The following is a 16,251-nucleotide window of genomic DNA, read 5'->3' on the forward strand; positions in this document are numbered from 1 at the left end:
CCCCGGCACGCCCCCTGCGTAGGCTTCTCCGGTGAGTGAAAACAGCCCGTTCAGGTTCGGCGCGGCCACCGGCGTGGGGTCCATGCCGGGCGGCGACGCCCGAGAGGCCGCCAAAACCGTCACCGGCACCTTCGAGGACTTCCCCTTCCTGCCCGAACTGCCCGCCCGGGGACCCGGCGCGGACATGATCGGCCGGACTGCCGGCCTGCTCGTCGAGCTGTACGCGCGCGTGGAGCCCAGCGGCTGGCGGCTCGGGGACCGGCCGGGCCGGGACACCAGGCGGGCCCGCTCCTGGCTCGGGGAGGACCTCGACGCGCTGGAGGAGTTCACGCAGGAGTACGAGGGCCCGCTGAAGGTCCAGGCCGTCGGTCCCTGGACCCTCGCGGCCAACCTGGAGCTGCGGGGCGGCGAGGCCGCCCTCTCCGATCCCGGGGCCTGCCGCGACCTCGCCGCCTCCCTCGCCGAGGGGCTGCGCCTGCACCTCGCCGAGCTGCGGCGGCGGATCCCCGGCGCGCAGCTCGTCCTCCAGCTCGACGAGCCGTCCCTGACGGCCGTCCTGCGCGGTCAGGTGAAGACCGCCAGCGGCTACCGCACCCACCGGGCCGTCGACCGGCAGATCGTCGAGCAGACGCTGCGCGACCTCGTCGGGGTGCACGAGGCGGGCCCGGTCGTGGTCCATTCCTGCGCTCCCGACGTGCCGTTCGCCCTGCTGCGCCGGGCCGGTGCGGCCGCCGTCTCGTTCGACTTCTCTCTGCTCACCGAGCGTGACGACGAGGCGATCGGGGAGGCCGTGGAGGCCGGCACCCGGCTCTTCACCGGTGTCGTGCCGTCCGCGGAGGGCCCATTGTCAGACCCTGCCGGTAGCGTCATGGGTGTCAGGACGCTGTGGCGCAGGCTGGGGCTGTCTCCGGGGCTTCTCGCGGAGGCGGTCACGGTCACCCCGGCGTGCGGCCTCGCGGGGGCCTCCCCGGGGTACGCGCGCAGGGCTCTCGCGCAGTGCGCCCGGGCGGCGAGATCCCTCGCGGACAACCCAGAGTAACGGGAGGACGACACGGTGGCCGGCGACAAGCAGGCGGAGACGACGACGGTGCCCGCCGAGGCACGGGAGAAGCACGCGCGCCTCGCGGAGCAGATCGAGGAGCACCGCTTCCGTTACTACGTGAAGGACGCTCCCGTCGTCAGCGACGCGGAGTTCGACCAGCTGCTGCGTTCCCTGGAGGCGCTGGAGGAGGAGTACCCCGAGCTGCGCACACCGGACTCGCCGACCCAGAAGGTCTCCGGGTCCTACGAGACGGAGTTCACGGCCGTCCAGCACCGCGAGCGCATGCTCTCCCTCGACAACACGTTCAACGACGAGGAGATGGCCGCCTGGACCGAGCGCATCGCCCGGGAACTGGGCGAGCAGGAGTACCACTTCCTGTGCGAGCTGAAGGTCGACGGCCTCGCCGTGAACCTCACCTACGAGCGCGGCCGCCTCACCCGTGCGGCCACCCGCGGCGACGGCCGCACCGGCGAGGACATCACACCGAACGTGCGGACGATCGCCGAGATCCCCGACCGCCTCAAGGGCGACGACGTGCCCGACGTCGTGGAGATCCGCGGCGAGGTCTACTTCCCGATGGAGAAGTTCCAGGAGCTCAACGCCCGCCTGGTGGAGGCCGGTGACAAGCCCTTCGCCAACCCGCGCAACGCGGCGGCCGGTTCCCTGCGCCAGAAGGACCCCCGCGTCACCGCCACCCGCCCCCTGCACATGGTGGTCCACGGCATCGGCGCCCTGGAGGGTTTCACCGGCCTGACCCGCCTGTCCCAGGCCTACGACCTGCTCAAGACCTGGGGCCTGCCCACCTCCCGGCACAACCGGGTGGTCGACGGCCTGGCGGGCGTACGGGAGTTCATCGCCCACTACGGCGAGAACCGCCACTCCGTGGAGCACGAGATCGACGGTGTGGTCGTCAAGCTCGACGAGATCCCCCTCCAGGGCCGCCTCGGCTCCACCTCGCGCGCCCCGCGCTGGGCGATCGCCTACAAGTACGCGCCGGAGGAGGTCAACACCAAGCTCGTCAACATCCGCGTGGGCGTGGGCCGCACCGGCCGCGTCACCCCGTACGCCCAGGTCGAGCCGGTCACGGTCGCCGGTTCCGAGGTCGAGTTCGCGACCCTCCACAACCAGGACGTGGTCAAGGCCAAGGGCGTCCTCATCGGGGACACCGTGGTGCTGCGCAAGGCCGGTGACGTCATCCCGGAGATCCTCGGCCCGGTCGCCGACCTGCGCGACGGCAGCGAGCGGGAGTTCGTCATGCCGAGCGAGTGCCCCGAGTGCGGCACGCCCCTGCGACCCATGAAGGAGGGCGACGTCGACCTGCGCTGCCCGAACGCCCGCACCTGCCCGGCCCAGTTGCGCGAGCGCCTGTTCTACCTCGCCGGCCGCAAGGCCCTGGACATCGAGCACTTCGGCTATGTCGCCGCGGCCGCCCTCACCGCCCCCCTGGAGCCGAAGACCCCGCCGCTGGTCGACGAGGGCGACCTCTTCGACCTCACCATCGAGCAGCTGCTGCCCATCAAGGCGTACGTCCTCGACCCCGACAGCGGCCTCCCCAAGCGCGACCCGAAGACCGGCGAGGAGAAGGTCGCCACGATCTTCGCCAACCAGCAGGGCGAGCCCCGCAAGAACGCCGTCGCCATGCTGGAGAACATCGCGGCGGCCAAGGAACGCCCCCTGGCCCGCATCCTCACCAGCCTGTCGATCCGTCATGTCGGGCCCGTCGCCGCCGAGGCGCTGGCCCGCGAGTTCCGCTCGATCGAGCGGATCGACCAGGCCACGGAAGAGGAACTGGCGGTCACCGAAGGCGTCGGGCCGACCATCGCCGCCTCTCTCAAGCAGTGGTTCGCCGAGGACTGGCACCGCGACATCATCCGCAAGTGGAAGGCCGCGGGCGTCCGCATGGAGGCCGAGAGCACCGGCGAGGACGAGGGGCCGCGCCCTCTGGAGGGACTCACCGTCGTCGTCACCGGAACCCTTGAGCACTTCACACGGGACGGCGCCAAGGAGGCGCTGCAGAGCCGCGGGGCCAAGGTGACCGGCTCGGTGTCGAAGAAGACGTCCTTCGTGGTGGTCGGTGACAGCCCCGGCTCGAAGTACGACAAGGCGATGCAGCTGAAGGTTCCGGTTCTGAACGAGGAGGGTTTCGGCGTCCTGCTGGAGCAGGGACCGGACGCCGCGGCCGAAGTCGCCCTTTCGGCCGAGGAGTAGCGGTTGAAGGCCACCCGTTCGGCGCATACCAGATGCATACGGGTGGCCGGGGCGCATTCGGGCAACCGTCGGCGACCGCTGCCCGTGGAAGCCTTCTGCGGCCTACTGTTGAGATGTGCGCCCGCCGTGCCCAGCCGCGGTCGGGGCATCGTCGTGCTCGCACGGAGCGCGGGGAAGGGCTTTCGGGCGCGGGCCGCCTAAGGGTTGTCGGGCACCGGGCCGCGGGGCGTGGGCACCGCCGGCTGTGAGAGGGACGGGAATGGAACCGACCGAGAGCGCCGTGCCGGGCTCACGGCTGCACCTGCGCCGCATGGCGGCCGCCTGGCGTGCGGTCCGTGAGGCCGTACGGCCGGCGGGGCGTCCGGGTGCGGAGGTGCGCGCCGTCGGACAGTACACCCCGGAGGGGCGCGGCGCCGGAGGGCGCGCCGCGGACGGGTCCGGGACACAGCCGGCCGCCGATCACACCCCCGGACCGCACGGCGCGGATCCGGACGCGGACGGCGACCGGCACCAGTCCTGGCCCGCGCTGCCCGCCGCGGTCGTCGCGGCGGCCGGCTTCGTCCTGGGTGCCGGCTTCTACCGGGCCTTCACCGGCGGACACGCGCTCTTCCCGGCCGGCACGGCCGGCTGGTCGCTGGCGGTGCTCACCGGCGTCATCGTCGGCCACCTCGTCATGCTGGGCCGCTCCCGCTGGTGGGGCGGCACCGGCTCGGGCGCCGCCCTCACCCTCGCCGTGCTGCTGCTCTACGGCTGGGTCCCGGCCGGAATGGTCAGCCTCACGGTCGTCGTCCTGGTCGGCGTGGCCCGCCGCAACCGCTGGCGCCAGGGCGTGCTGCACGGCGCGGTCGACCTCCTCGGCATCGGCGCGGGCGCGCTCGTGCTGGGCGTCTTCGGCACCGTTCCGTCCGTGGAGTCCCCGGCGGAGCCCGCCGCCTGGACACTCGCCACGGCACCCCAGGTCGCCCTGGTCGCCGTCGCCTACCTGATGGTCACCCGCGTCCTGCTCTGGTATCTGCACGCCCCGCGCCCCGGGCTGCCCACGGTCGCCCGTACCGCCCTGGTCAGACAGGGCCTGGTGGCCGTCGCGCTGCTGGGCATCGCGCCGCTGGTCTGTGTGGTCGCGGTGGCCAAGCCCATCCTGCTGCCGCTGTTCTCCATCCCCCTGATCGCCCTGGACTCCACCCTGTGGATCGCGCGGGCCCGGGCGGAGGAGCAGCTGCGCGACCCCTTGACCGGGCTGCCCAACCGTCAGTGGCTGCTGGAGCGCATCTGGACCGCGCTGGACGACGCGGAGCGGATCGATGCCCGCGCCGCCCTGATGCTGATCGACCTCGACCGGTTCCGTTCGGTCAACGACACGCTGGGTCATCTGGCCGGTGACCGGCTGCTGCTGCAGATCGCCGACCGGCTGCGGGTGGCGCTGCCGCGCGGGGCGGAGGCCGCCCGGCTCGGCGGCGACGAGTTCGCCGTCTTACTCCCGGTCGCCGACTCCACGACCTCCGCGACCCGGGTCGCCCGCAACCTTGTGGCCGCCCTCAGCTCACCCCTCGACCTCGACGGCCTCACCCTCGTGCTGGAGGCGAGCGCCGGGGTCGCCGTCTTTCCCGACCACGCCCTGGACGCCGAAGGCCTGCTGCGGCGCGCGGACGTGGCGATGTACCAGGCGAAGCGGGACCGCACCGGCGTCGAGGTCTACGAGTCCAAGCGCGACTCCAACACCCCCGACCGGCTCGGTCTGCTGGGCGACCTGCGCCGCGCCCTCGACGCGCACGAGGTGCAGCTGCACTACCAGCCCAAGGTCCGTTTCGACGGGCAGGTCGCGGGCCTGGAGGCGCTGGTCCGCTGGGTGCACCCCGAGCGGGGCAAGGTGCCGCCGGACGAGTTCATAGCGATCGCGGAGTCCTCGGGGCTGATGCCCCATCTCACCGAGTACGTCCTGGAGACGGCGCTCGGCCAGGTCGCGCGCTGGCGCGAGCAGGGCCTGTTCGTGCCGGTCGCGGTGAACGTCTCCCCGCGCGATGTGCACACCCCCGGTTTCGCCGGCTCCGTCGCCGCCCGGCTGGCCCGGCACGGCGTCCCGGCGGGAGCGCTCCAACTGGAGATCACGGAGCACGTGCTCCTGGAGGACCCGCAGCGTGCCGCCGACACCCTCAATCAACTGACGGCCCACGGCGTGAAGATGTCCCTCGACGACTTCGGCACGGGCTACTCCTCGCTGGTGCACCTGCGCCGGCTGCCGGTGAGCGAGCTGAAGATCGACCGTTCGTTCGTGGCCCGGCTCGCGGTCGACGCCGAGGACGCGGAGATCGTGCGCTGCACGGTCGACCTCGCCCACTCCCTCGGCCTGCTCGTCGTCGCCGAGGGCGTCGAGGACGACGAGACCTGGGAGCGCCTGCGGGACCTCGGCTGCGACGCCGTCCAGGGCTGGCTGGTCGCCGCCGCGATGCCCCCGGAGGAGACCACGGCGTGGCTGCGGGCCCGGGGCCCCCGGGGATGGCAGCGCCCGCGCACCGCGCTGCCCGCGGCGACGGCCGACGAGTAGGCCCTGCCGCGCTCGTCCGGGGTGACGGCTCCGGGGTGGGCGGTCAGTGCGTGCCCTGCGGCACGAAGTGGCCGATGAACAGCCCCAGCCGCCGCTCGTGCGCCTCCTCGGGCAGCCGGCCGCTGCGCATCAGGGTCACCAGCCCGTGCAGCCCGGCCCAGTACGTCTCCGTCAGCGCACCCATGTCCTCGCCCTCGGCCGCGATCGGCTGGACAGCCTGCAGCAGTTCGCCGAAGGCGTCCTGGAGGGCGGCGGGTGCCTCGGGGGTGGCGAAGGGCAGATCCACGTCGAGCGTGAAGATCACGTCGTAGAGCGCGGGCCGCCGCCGGGCGAAGGCGGTGTAGGCGCGGCCCACCGCGGCCAGTGCCTCACGGGGGCTCCCGGCCGCCGTGCGCGCCGCCCGCAGTTCGCCGGCCAGTTCCTCGCAGCCCTGCACCGCGACCGCCGCCATGATGGCGCCCTTGCCCTTGAAGTGGCTGTAGAGCACCGGCTGGCTGTACTCGATCTCGTCGGCGAGCCGGCGCGTGGTGACCGCGTCCCAGCCCTCCGCCTCCGCCAGCTCCCGCGCGGCCGTCACGATCAGCCGCTCCCGTTCCGCTCGTTCACGCTCCCGGCGCTTCTGGATCGTCATGGAAGAAACCCTAGCATCGCTAGCGTTCCTGTCGACGCTCTGCTAGCTTCGCTCTTGTCCCTAGCGCTGCTAGAAATTCAGCAAACGGAGAAGATCATGACCGTCACCGCGTACACCCTGGCCGTCGTGCTCAACCTGTTCTGCCTGTTCCTCGGCTACCGCTTCCTCTTCCAGCCCGGCCCCGCGGCCACCGGCTACGGCGTCCCGGCCGACCCGCGCGGCGACGCCGGGGCCTACCTGACGATCAAGGGCCTGCGGGACGGCACCCTCGGGGTGGCCGGTCTCGTCGTGCTCGCCTTCGCGGGAGCCCGGGCCGAGGCCTGGTTCATGCTCGCCGTGGCCCTCATACCGCTCGGCGACACCCTGATCGTGCTGCGCCACGGCGGCGCGAAGGCCGTGGCCTTCGGCGTCCACTTCGCCACCGCGCTCATCGTCCTGGTCAGTGCCGCCCTGCTCTTCGCGGCCTGACCGCGCCCACCGAGTTCGTCCCGCTCGACGGGCCGCCGGGATCGCCGGCGGCGGACGGGCGAAACCGTTTCACGGGCACGGCCCCGCGCCCCATAGGATTGGGCCACACCACATTCACTCACCCCAGAGGATCGCTGCATGCCTGGCATCACGCGCGAGGAGGTCGCCCACCTCGCCCGGCTGGCGCGTCTGGAGCTGAAGCCCGAAGAGCTCGACCACTTCGCGGGACAGCTGGACGACATCATCGGCGCGGTCGCCCGCGTCAGCGAGGTCGCCGACCAAGACGTACCGCCGACCTCGCACCCGCTCCCGCTGACGAACGTCATGCGCGAGGACGAGGTCCGTCCCTCGCTCACCCCCGAGCAGGCGCTCTCCGGCGCCCCGGCCCAGGAGCAGCAGCGTTTCAAGGTGCCGCAGATCCTGGGGGAGGACTAACCGCCATGACGGACAACGTCAACATCATCAAGCTCACGGCCGCCGAGACCGCCGCGAAGATCGCCTCCGGCGAGCTCACGGCCGTCCAGGTCACCGAGGCCCACCTGGCCCGCATCGAGGCCGTCGACGAGAAGGTGCACGCCTTCCTGCACGTCGACCGCGAGGGCGCCCTCGCCCAGGCCCGTGCCGTGGACGCCAAGCGCGAGCGCGGCGAGAAGCTCGGCCCGCTGGCCGGCGTGCCCCTGGCGCTGAAGGACATCTTCACCACCGAGGGCGTGCCCACGACCGTCGGTTCGAAGATGCTCGAAGGCTGGATCCCGCCGTACGACGCGACGGTCACCCAGCGCCTGAAGGCCGCCGACGTCGTCATCCTCGGCAAGACCAACATGGACGAGTTCGCCATGGGGTCCTCCACCGAGAACAGCGCCTACGGCCCGACCGGCAACCCCTGGGACCTGACGAAGATCCCCGGCGGCTCCGGTGGCGGCTCCTCCGCCGCGCTGGCCGCGCACATGGCCCCGCTCGCCATCGGCACCGACACCGGCGGCTCCATCCGCCAGCCGGCCGCCGTCACCGGCACGGTCGGCGTGAAGCCGACGTACGGCGCGGTCTCCCGCTACGGCATGGTCGCCTTCTCCTCCTCCCTCGACCAGGGCGGTCCCTGCGCCCGCACGGTCCTGGACGCGGCCCTGCTGCACGAGGTGATCGCCGGGCACGACCCGATGGACTCCACCTCCATCGACGAGCCCGTCCCGGCGGTCGTCGAGGCCGCCCGCAACGGCAGCGTCGAGGGCATGCGCGTCGGCGTCGTCAAGCAGTTCCGCGGCGAGGGCTACCAGGCCGGCGTCATCCAGCGCTTCGACGAGTCCGTGGAGCTCCTCAAGGAACTCGGCGCCGAGATCGTCGAACTGGACTGCCCGTCCTTCGACCTGGCGCTGTCCGCGTACTACCTGATCGCGCCCTCCGAGTGCTCCTCCAACCTCGCCCGCTTCGACGGCCTGCGCTACGGCCTGCGCGTCGGCGACGACGGCACCCACTCCGCCGAGGAGGTCACCTCCCTCACCCGTGAGGCGGGCTTCGGCCCCGAGGTCAAGCGCCGCATCATGCTCGGCACGTACGCCCTGTCGAGCGGCTACTACGACGCCTACTACGGCAGCGCCCAGAAGGTCCGCACGCTGATCAAGCGGGACTTCGACAAGGCGTTCGAGCAGGTCGACGTGATCGTCTCCCCGACGACCCCGACCACCGCCTTCGCGATCGGCGAGCGCGCCGACGACCCGATGGCGATGTACCTCGCCGACCTGTGCACCATCCCGACCAACCTGGCGGGCAACGCGGCCATGTCGCTGCCGTGCGGTCTCGCCCCGGAGGACAACCTCCCGGTCGGTCTGCAGATCATCGCCCCCGTCATGAAGGACGACCGCCTGTACAAGGTGGGCGCAGCCGTCGAGGCCGCCTTCGTGGAAAAGTGGGGCCACCCGCTGATCGAGGAGGCTCCGTCGCTGTGAGCGCACTGTCCAAGGCCAAGGGCTTCAAGAAGTCCAAGTCCGGTCTGTACGTCTCGATGGCCACGTCGGCGTTCGGCGCCGTCGGTGTCTACAAGCAGATCAAGAAGGCCCGCGGAGACAACGACACGCTGCGGCTGCTCGACGCCGTCGTGACCGGAGCCGCCGTCGTCACCAACCTGGCCATTCTCTACCGCGAGCTGAAGCGGCTGGGCGACGACGACGTCCTGCTGGGCTGAGAGGGAAGTACTCACCGTGACCACCACGACCGACCTGGTGTCGTACGAGGAAGCACTCGCGTCGTACGACCCCGTCATGGGCCTCGAGGTCCATGTCGAACTCGGCACCAAGACCAAGATGTTCTGCGGCTGCTCGACCGCCCTCGGCCAGGACGCCAACACGCAGACCTGCCCGGTCTGCCTCGGCCTGCCCGGCGCACTGCCGGTCGTCAACGCGACCGGCGTCGAGTCCGCCATCAAGATCGGCCTCGCGCTGAACTGCGAGATCGCCGAGTGGTGCCGCTTCGCCCGGAAGAACTACTTCTATCCGGACATGCCGAAGAACTTCCAGACCTCCCAGTACGACGAGCCCATCGCCTTCGACGGCTACCTCGACGTGCAGCTGGAGGACGGCGAGACCTTCCGCGTGGAGATCGAGCGCGCCCACATGGAGGAGGACACCGGCAAGTCGACCCACGTCGGCGGCGCCACCGGCCGTATCCACGGCGCGTCCCACTCCCTGCTGGACTACAACCGCGCCGGCATCCCCCTCATCGAGATCGTCACCAAGCCGATCGAGGGCGCCGGCGAGCGCGCCCCCGAGGTCGCCCGGGCGTACGTCCGTGAGCTGCGCGAGGTCATCCGCGCGCTGGGCGTCTCCGAGGCCCGGATGGAGATGGGCCAGATGCGCTGCGACGTGAACCTGTCGCTGCGCCCGCACGGCACCGAGAAGTTCGGCACCCGCTCGGAGACCAAGAACGTCAACTCGCTGCGGTCCGTGGAGCGCGCGGCCCGCTTCGAGATCCAGCGGCACGCGGCCGTGCTGTCCTCCGGCGGCACGATCGTGCAGGAGACCCGGCACTTCCACGAGGACACGGGGTCGACGACCTCGGGCCGCGTGAAGGAGGAGGCCGAGGACTACCGGTACTTCCCGGAGCCCGACCTCGTTCCCGTGGCGCCCTCGCGGGAGTGGGTCGAGGAGATCCGCGCCGGTCTGCCCGAGCTGCCGCTGGTCCGCCGCAACCGGCTCCGCGAGGAGTGGGGCATCTCGGCGACCGACATGCAGGCCATCCTCAACGCCGGCGCGCTGGAGCCCATCGTCGCCACGATCGAGGCCGGGGCCGACGCCGCGTCCGCCCGCAAGTGGTGGATGGGCGAGCTGGCCCGCAGCGCCAACGAGTCGGGCAAGGCGCTCGACGAGCTGGCGATCACCCCGGCGCAGGTGGCCCGGGTCACCGAGCTCGTCGCCAAGGGCGACCTGAACGACAAGCTGGCGCGTCAGGTCATCGAGGGCGTCCTCGCGGGCGAGGGCACTCCGGACGAGGTCGTCGACAAGCGCGGTCTGAAGGTCGTCTCCGACGAGGGCGCGCTGACGGCGGCCGTCGACGAGGCCATCGCCGGCAACCCGGGCGTCGCGGACAAGATCCGCGGCGGCAAGGTGGCCGCGGCCGGTGCGCTGGTCGGCGCGGTCATGAAGGCGACCCGCGGCCAGGCCGACGCGGCCCGCGTGAAGGAACTGATCCTTCAGAAGCTGGGCGTCAGCGAGGGCTGACCTCCCGTGGCCCCGACGAGGGGGGACACACCGGACCCGGTGCGTCCCCCCTCGTCATGCACGCAGAGGCATCACGCCCTCAGCGGCATCACGCCCGCAGCGGCATCACCGCCTGCAGCGGCCTCATGCAGGCAGGGGCGTCGTGCCCCCGGAGGCGTCATGCGCGCAGCGGGCCGTCCCTCACAGGCGGCGGCCGACGACCCGGACGAAGCCCAGCGTCTCGCCCCGGTCGAGGCGCAGCATCTCGGCACACTGCCCGGCCATCCGGACGTGCCACTCGTCCGTGCTCTCGTCGGCCACGACCTCGCACCAGCGCAGCCAGTCGCGCCAGCCGTCCTCCAGCCAGTCCGCGGCCTCGACCTCCACGGCCCCGCTGCGGGTCCAGTGCCGCCGCCACCAGGCCGCCGTGTGGAAACACCAGAAGCCGGGCTCCCAGTACGGCTCGAGGTGCTCCGGCGGCTCGGCGCCGTCGATCTCCTCGCGCAGCGCCGGTACGACCACACCGATCCGCCCGCCGGGCTTCAGCAGCCGCGTCAGCGTGGGCAGGTACAGGTCGTCGGTGCCGAAGTACTGGTAGGCGTCGATGGAGACGATCGTGTCGAAGCTGTTCTCGCCGAACGGCAGGTCGTGCGCCTCGGCCAGCACGGGCAGCACCCGGTCGGCCACCCCCGCCTCGGCGATGCGCCCGGCGTTGTCGTCGGGCTTGATCCACAGGTCGGCGGCGGTGACCTGGGCGTCGTACTCCCGGGCGAGGAAGACCGACGTCATGGCGCGGCCGCAGCCCAGGTCGAGCACGCGGGAGCCCGGGCTCAGGGTGTCGAGCCCGAGGGCGGGGGCCAGCCACTCCAGCAGCCACAGCGCGTGCGGGCCCATCTGGTTGTCGACGGTCCAGCGGGCGTCGTAGCCGTTGCTGCGGGGCCAGCCGGGGTGGCTCACACGGTCAGTGAGGGGGTCGTTCGAGGTGGGGGAAGTGATGTCCGGCATCGGTGGACGGGCTCCTTGAGTCCTTGAGGGAGAAAGGGGATGCGTCGGAGCTCGGTCGGACCGTCAAACAATGCACCTCTTCGGCCGGGCGGCGGGATGCCGCGGGCATACCTCGGACCGGCGGACGCTACCACCCGGGAGCCCGGCCCCGCACCCGGTTTTCCCCGCCGGGCGCGCTACCGTCACGGCCATGAGTGGATGCCCTGATTCCGACACCGAGCCCGAGACCGCGGACTCGGAGGCGGCCGCCGGGCAGGACGAGGCCGGTGATCCGACACGGGACGAGGCCGATGACCCGGCACGGGACGAGGCCGGTGACCCGACACGGGACGAGGCCGGTGACGCGGCACAGGACGAGGCCGGTGACCGGGCACAGGACGAGGGGGCCGCGCGCCGGGCCCGCTGGACGGCGGCCGCCACCGGCGCCGCGCTGACGCTCGCGGGACTCGCCGCGGCCGTGCTCCGCCTCACCCGCCCGGCGCCGGCACTCGTCCCGGCCGCCTACGCGAGCGGGGCCGCCGTGTGCGCCGCCGCCGCCGTGCTGGGCTCCCGCGGCCGCACCCGGCGGGCGCTGTGGCTGCTGATCGCGGGCGTGATGGTGATGGCGCTGGGGGACCAGTTCGACTGAGACCGGCCGCTGTGAATAAGCCCACGAAACCGACAAATGATCTCGTTCGTTTGTAAGAGTGGCAGCGCATTGCTCATGCGTTCTTTGCTGGCTGTTCAGTTCATGTACGACTGTTCCCGGCCAAAGATCCACACAAAGCAACTCCGGGAGCACGTTCGTGGCAGCCCTAGCACGCTGGTGTGTCCAGCGCCGTCTGCTCAGCGTCCTGCTGTGGCTCCTCGCCTTCGCGGGGGTCGCCGCGGGCGCCGCTGTCGCCGGCACCGCGTACTCGAACGACTACGAGGTCCCCGGTACCGAGTCGGGCCGCGCCACCCAGCTGCTGCACGAGGGCTTCCCGCGGCTCGGCGGCGACAGCGACACCGTCGTCTGGCACACCGCGTCCGGCGGTGTCCGGGCCGCCGACGTCGAGCAGACGATGACCCGCACCCTGGACCGCATCGAGAACCTCCCCGGTGTGGCCTCGGTCACCAGCCCCTACGACGGGCCCGGCACCGGCCGCATCAGCGAGGACGGCCGCACCGCTTACGCCTCGGTCACCTTCGACGACCGGGCCGAGGACATCGCGAAGGGCGAGGCGCAGGCCGTCGTCGACACCGCGAAGAGCGCCGAGACCGACGGGCTCCAGGTGGAGCTGGGCGGCAGCGCGGTAGCACTCACCGAGTCCTCCGGCGGGCACGTCGCCGAGATCGTCGGTGTGATCGTCGCCGCGGTAGTGCTGTTCCTCGCCTTCGGCTCGCTCGCCGCGTCCCTGCTGCCCATCGCCACCGCCCTGGTCGGGGTCGGCACCGCCTACGCGGGGATCGTGCTGCTCGGGCACGCCATGACCGTCGCCGACTTCGCCCCCATGCTGGGCATGCTCGTCGGACTCGGCGTCGGCATCGACTACGCGCTGTTCATCGTCACCCGGCACCGGCGCGGGCTGAAACGCGGGCTGTCCGTCACCGAGGCCGCCACCAACGCCGTCGCGACCACCGGACGGGCGGTCGTCTTCGCGGGTGCGACCGTTTGCATCGCCCTGCTGGGCATGCTGATCCTGCGGCTGAGCTTCCTCAACGGCGTCGCCGTCGCAGCCGGCCTCACCGTGCTCCTCACCGTCGCCGCCTCCGTGACGCTGCTGCCCTCCCTGCTGTCGTTCATCGGCATGCGCGCCCTCAGCCGCCGCGAGCGCCGCCGCCTCGCGGAACACGGCCCCGAACCCGAGCTGCCCACCGGCTTCGCGGCCCGCTGGTCGGCGTTCGTGGAGCGCCACCCCAAGGTGCTCGGCCTGGTGGCCCTGGTCGTCATGGCCGTCCTCGCGCTGCCCACCCTGTCGCTGCACCTCGGCACCTCCGACCAGGGCAACGGCCCGAAGACGGCCACCACGCGCCAGGCCTACGACCTGCTCGCCGACGGCTTCGGACCCGGCGTGAACGGCCCGCTCACCCTCGTCACGAAGGTCGGCGGCGCCGACGACAAGCTCGCCCTGGAGAACCTCGACGGCACCCTCCGCGCCACCGAGGGCGTCGCCTCGGTGACCCCGGTGACATTCGACTCCGGCGGCCACACCGCGTACCTGACCGTCGTACCGGAGTCCTCCCCGCAGTCGCAGCGGACCAGCGACCTCGTCGACCGGCTGCGCGAGGACGTGCTGCCGCGCGCCGAGTCGGGCACCGCGCTCGACGTGCAGGTGGGCGGCATGACCGCCGGCTACGACGACTTCGCCGACGTCATCGTCTCCAAGCTGCCGGTCTTCGTCGGTGTCGTCATCGGCCTGGGCTGTCTGCTGCTCCTGCTCGCCTTCCGCTCGATCGGCATCCCGCTCAAGGCCGCCGCGATGAACGTCGCCGCCGTGGCCTCCGCCTTCGGGGTGGTGGTCGCGATCTTCCAGTGGGGCTGGGGCAGCGAACTGCTCGGCCTCGGCAGCGCGGGACCCATCGAGCCCTTCCTGCCCGTGATCATGGTGTCGGTGCTCTTCGGCCTCTCCATGGACTACCAGGTCTTCCTGGTCAGCCGGATGTACGAGGAGTGGCTGGAGACCGGCGACAACCGGCGGGCGGTGCGCGTCGGCCTCGCCGAGACCAGCCGGGTGATCAACTCGGCGGCCGTCATCATGATCTCCGTCTTCCTGGCCTTCGTGCTCAGCGGCGACCGGGTGATCGCCATGTTCGGCATCGCGCTGGCCTCCGCCGTCGCCCTGGACGCCTTCGTCCTGCGCACGCTCCTCGTCCCGGCCCTGATGCACCTGCTGGGCGGCGCCAACTGGTGGCTGCCCCGCTGGCTGGACACCCGCATGCCGCGCATCAGTATCGAGCCGCCCGAGAGCCGTGCCGCCCATGAGAGGCTGGCCGCCGCGACGGACGCCGAGGTGGCGGACGTCCTGGCGGAGGAGGAGCGGCAGCGGGATGTACGCGATATCCCTGGGTGACGACGCCGAGCTGAGGCCCCTGGAGCCCTGGGACGCCGCGGAGTTCCTGGCGCACCTGGAGCGGGGACGGGAGTTCATCGGGCGGTACATCCCGTTCGGGACGACCGAGACGGACCTGCTCTCGGCCCGTGCGAAGCTCCAGCGCTACGCCGACATGCGCGCCGCCGACACGGGGTCCCTGCACGGCCTGTGGCTGGAGGGGACCCTGGTGGGCGGGGTGCTCTTCCTGAACTTCGACGCGGCGAGCGGGAACTGCGAGGTCGGCTGCTGGCTGGAGCCCGCGGGAACGGGCCGGGGCCTGGTCACCCGCGCGATGCGGGTACTGATCGACTGGGCGGTCGAGGAGCGCGGCATCCACCGCGTGGAATGGGTCGCCGCCTCGGGCAACCGGCCGAGTCTGAACGTGGCCCGGCGACTCGGGATGACCCGCGACGGTGTGCGCCGGGAAGCCCACCCCTATGGTGGCGTACGGCACGATCTCGAAGTCTGGTCGGTGCTGGCGCCCGAGTGGCGGGCCGCACGCGCGCGTGCGGCTCACGACGATCATTAAGAGACTTCTCAGACAGCGACCCTACGGTGCGAGACATGGCAACGAACGCAGTGGACGAGACCGAGGCCACCAAGGCCACGACCGACGAGAAGGCGGTGGACACCACCGAGTCCGACGAGGCGCCCCGGGCCGAGGCCGAGGTCGCGACCGACGACGCGCCGGCCAAGGAGGAGAGCCCCTCCGGCGTGGGCCAGGGTGCGGCGGCCGTGGTCTCCGCGGCGCTGGGCGTCGTCTCGCTCACCGGCAGCTGGATCGGCACCGTCGCCTCCGCGCGCCAGAACCTCGTCGGCCAGCTGGAGACCGCGCAGAACGCGGGCGTGGCCCAGCAGATCCAGGCGGTCTACGGCGACGCCTGGCAGACCACCGCCCTGTGGGGCGGCCTGTTCGCGCTGATCGCGCTGGTCGTCGGCGTCGTGACACTCGCCCGGCCCGCGTTCGGCACCCCGGGCAGGATCCAGGCCCCCTGGATCAAGTCCGTCGCCTGGGCGGGCGTCGCGCTCGGCGTCATCGGCCTGTTCCTGGCCGTCCTCAAGTACACCGGCATCCTGCTCGGACTGCCCTCCGCCAGCTGAGAGCCCGCAGGTCTTGAGGGGCCTCAGGCGCTTCCGTGAGCACCTTACGGAGCCCCTGAGGCCCCTCAGCCGCGTCTAAGGCCCCTCCCACGGCCGAAGATGCGGAACTCTCCCGATGTGGCGGCCCCACCTGGGAGACGAGAGTGAGGTCATCGCGGAGGAACACTCCGCAACCGGCCTCTCCTCGAAGGACACACCATGTACGAGTACGAGCTCCAGCAGCTGCGCACCTCCGACCTCATCCGCCGGGCCGACCACGAGCGCCTGGTCCGCGAGGCCGCCCGGGCCCGCCGCGCCGCCCGCCACGAAGCGGACCAGGACTCCGCCGAGCATGAGAGCCATAGCCGCCGCTTCCGCCGGCCGCGGTCCGCCCGGACCGCGTGAACACGCAGGCGGGCCCGGCCGGCGCCGTGACCGTCCGGGGAACGGCGGCCGTCGTCCCTACGGCAACAGCGGCCGTCGTCCCCACGGGAACGGCGGCCGCCGCCCGTGCCGCCGGAGGGAAAACCGGT

General features: G+C 72.0%; 15 protein-coding genes. 13 read left to right on the forward strand and 2 right to left on the reverse strand.

Annotated elements, in window-relative coordinates:
• The first annotated feature begins 31 nt into the window (after nucleotides 1-31).
• The 3 genes from ACFV20_RS24905 to ACFV20_RS24915 all read left to right on the forward strand — a co-directional run bounded on the left by ACFV20_RS24905 (nucleotide 32) and on the right by ACFV20_RS24915 (nucleotide 5,792).
• Nucleotides 32-1,039, forward strand: coding sequence for a methionine synthase (locus ACFV20_RS24905; protein ID WP_385659839.1), 1,008 nt, complete (start codon nucleotides 32-34; stop codon nucleotides 1,037-1,039).
• Between the two features lie 15 nt (nucleotides 1,040-1,054).
• Entirely contained in the window at nucleotides 1,055-3,250 is a 2,196-nt protein-coding gene (gene ligA, locus ACFV20_RS24910; protein WP_385659841.1) for an NAD-dependent DNA ligase LigA, read from the forward strand.
• A 259-nt stretch (nucleotides 3,251-3,509) separates the two neighbouring features.
• Nucleotides 3,510-5,792, forward strand: coding sequence for a putative bifunctional diguanylate cyclase/phosphodiesterase (locus ACFV20_RS24915; protein WP_385659843.1), 2,283 nt, complete (start codon nucleotides 3,510-3,512; stop codon nucleotides 5,790-5,792).
• Nucleotides 5,793-5,835: 43 nt separating this feature from the next.
• On the opposite strand, the gene ACFV20_RS24920 is transcribed toward ACFV20_RS24915, so the two are convergent.
• On the reverse strand, nucleotides 5,836-6,423 hold the full coding sequence (locus ACFV20_RS24920) for a TetR/AcrR family transcriptional regulator (RefSeq protein ID WP_385659844.1): 588 nt from the start codon (nucleotides 6,421-6,423) through the stop codon (nucleotides 5,836-5,838).
• 96 nt (nucleotides 6,424-6,519) lie between these two features.
• Between ACFV20_RS24920 and ACFV20_RS24925 the strand changes: the two genes are divergently transcribed.
• From ACFV20_RS24925 to gatB, 5 genes are all read left to right on the forward strand, one after another.
• Entirely contained in the window at nucleotides 6,520-6,891 is a 372-nt protein-coding gene (locus ACFV20_RS24925) for a DUF4267 domain-containing protein (RefSeq protein WP_385659846.1), read from the forward strand.
• Nucleotides 6,892-7,029: 138 nt separating this feature from the next.
• Nucleotides 7,030-7,326: an Asp-tRNA(Asn)/Glu-tRNA(Gln) amidotransferase subunit GatC gene (gene gatC, locus ACFV20_RS24930; RefSeq protein WP_019754397.1), complete on the forward strand. Its 297-nt coding sequence runs from the start codon at nucleotides 7,030-7,032 to the stop codon at nucleotides 7,324-7,326.
• 5 nt (nucleotides 7,327-7,331) lie between these two features.
• Entirely contained in the window at nucleotides 7,332-8,834 is a 1,503-nt protein-coding gene (gene gatA, locus ACFV20_RS24935; RefSeq protein ID WP_385659847.1) for an Asp-tRNA(Asn)/Glu-tRNA(Gln) amidotransferase subunit GatA, read from the forward strand.
• A complete protein-coding gene (locus ACFV20_RS24940; RefSeq protein ID WP_019329755.1) occupies nucleotides 8,831-9,070 on the forward strand; it encodes a hypothetical protein in 240 nt (79 codons plus the stop codon). The genes gatA and ACFV20_RS24940 overlap by 4 nt, the downstream gene beginning before the upstream one ends.
• A gap of 16 nt (nucleotides 9,071-9,086) precedes the next feature.
• Complete coding sequence (gene gatB, locus ACFV20_RS24945; protein ID WP_385659849.1) at nucleotides 9,087-10,601, forward strand: Asp-tRNA(Asn)/Glu-tRNA(Gln) amidotransferase subunit GatB; 1,515 nt, start codon at nucleotides 9,087-9,089, stop codon at nucleotides 10,599-10,601.
• A gap of 180 nt (nucleotides 10,602-10,781) precedes the next feature.
• Here the strand turns inward: gatB and ACFV20_RS24950 are convergent, their stop codons facing one another.
• Nucleotides 10,782-11,585 carry an SAM-dependent methyltransferase gene (locus ACFV20_RS24950; RefSeq protein WP_385659851.1) on the reverse strand — a complete coding sequence of 268 codons (804 nt, stop codon included), beginning with the start codon at nucleotides 11,583-11,585 and terminating at the stop codon, nucleotides 10,782-10,784.
• Nucleotides 11,586-11,775: 190 nt separating this feature from the next.
• Between ACFV20_RS24950 and ACFV20_RS24955 the strand changes: the two genes are divergently transcribed.
• The 5 genes from ACFV20_RS24955 (at nucleotide 11,776) to ACFV20_RS24975 (ending at nucleotide 16,123) form a co-directional block, all read left to right on the forward strand.
• Nucleotides 11,776-12,213: a hypothetical protein gene (locus ACFV20_RS24955; RefSeq protein ID WP_385659853.1), complete on the forward strand. Its 438-nt coding sequence runs from the start codon at nucleotides 11,776-11,778 to the stop codon at nucleotides 12,211-12,213.
• 157 nt (nucleotides 12,214-12,370) lie between these two features.
• Nucleotides 12,371-14,617: an MMPL family transporter gene (locus tag ACFV20_RS24960; protein ID WP_385659855.1), complete on the forward strand. Its 2,247-nt coding sequence runs from the start codon at nucleotides 12,371-12,373 to the stop codon at nucleotides 14,615-14,617.
• Nucleotides 14,595-15,167 carry a GNAT family N-acetyltransferase gene (locus ACFV20_RS24965; RefSeq protein WP_385659857.1) on the forward strand — a complete coding sequence of 191 codons (573 nt, stop codon included), beginning with the start codon at nucleotides 14,595-14,597 and terminating at the stop codon, nucleotides 15,165-15,167. The genes ACFV20_RS24960 and ACFV20_RS24965 overlap by 23 nt, the downstream gene beginning before the upstream one ends.
• A 35-nt stretch (nucleotides 15,168-15,202) precedes the next feature.
• A complete protein-coding gene (locus tag ACFV20_RS24970; RefSeq protein WP_385659859.1) occupies nucleotides 15,203-15,739 on the forward strand; it encodes a hypothetical protein in 537 nt (178 codons plus the stop codon).
• A gap of 198 nt (nucleotides 15,740-15,937) precedes the next feature.
• Entirely contained in the window at nucleotides 15,938-16,123 is a 186-nt protein-coding gene (locus tag ACFV20_RS24975; RefSeq protein ID WP_385659860.1) for a hypothetical protein, read from the forward strand.
• Nucleotides 16,124-16,251: the final 128 nt, after the last annotated feature.

It is taken from the genome of Streptomyces sp. NPDC059696 (genome assembly GCF_042733745.1).
GTDB lineage: Bacteria > Actinomycetota > Actinomycetes > Streptomycetales > Streptomycetaceae > Streptomyces.

What these genes read in the sequence shown, in the direction of transcription:
- ACFV20_RS24970 (WP_385659859.1), top strand. Translation starts at nt 15,203, where the DNA reads ATGGCAACGAACGCAGTGGACGAGACCGAGGCCACCAAGGCCACGACC.
- ACFV20_RS24955 (WP_385659853.1), top strand. Translation starts at nt 11,776, where the DNA reads ATGAGTGGATGCCCTGATTCCGACACCGAGCCCGAGACCGCGGACTCG.
- gatC (WP_019754397.1), top strand. Translation starts at nt 7,030, where the DNA reads ATGCCTGGCATCACGCGCGAGGAGGTCGCCCACCTCGCCCGGCTGGCG.
- ACFV20_RS24925 (WP_385659846.1), top strand. Translation starts at nt 6,520, where the DNA reads ATGACCGTCACCGCGTACACCCTGGCCGTCGTGCTCAACCTGTTCTGC.
- ACFV20_RS24950 (WP_385659851.1), bottom strand. Translation starts at nt 11,585, where the DNA reads ATGCCGGACATCACTTCCCCCACCTCGAACGACCCCCTCACTGACCGT.
- ACFV20_RS24915 (WP_385659843.1), top strand. Translation starts at nt 3,510, where the DNA reads ATGGAACCGACCGAGAGCGCCGTGCCGGGCTCACGGCTGCACCTGCGC.
- ACFV20_RS24965 (WP_385659857.1), top strand. Translation starts at nt 14,595, where the DNA reads ATGTACGCGATATCCCTGGGTGACGACGCCGAGCTGAGGCCCCTGGAG.
- gatA (WP_385659847.1), top strand. Translation starts at nt 7,332, where the DNA reads ATGACGGACAACGTCAACATCATCAAGCTCACGGCCGCCGAGACCGCC.
- ACFV20_RS24920 (WP_385659844.1), bottom strand. Translation starts at nt 6,423, where the DNA reads ATGACGATCCAGAAGCGCCGGGAGCGTGAACGAGCGGAACGGGAGCGG.
- ACFV20_RS24975 (WP_385659860.1), top strand. Translation starts at nt 15,938, where the DNA reads ATGTACGAGTACGAGCTCCAGCAGCTGCGCACCTCCGACCTCATCCGC.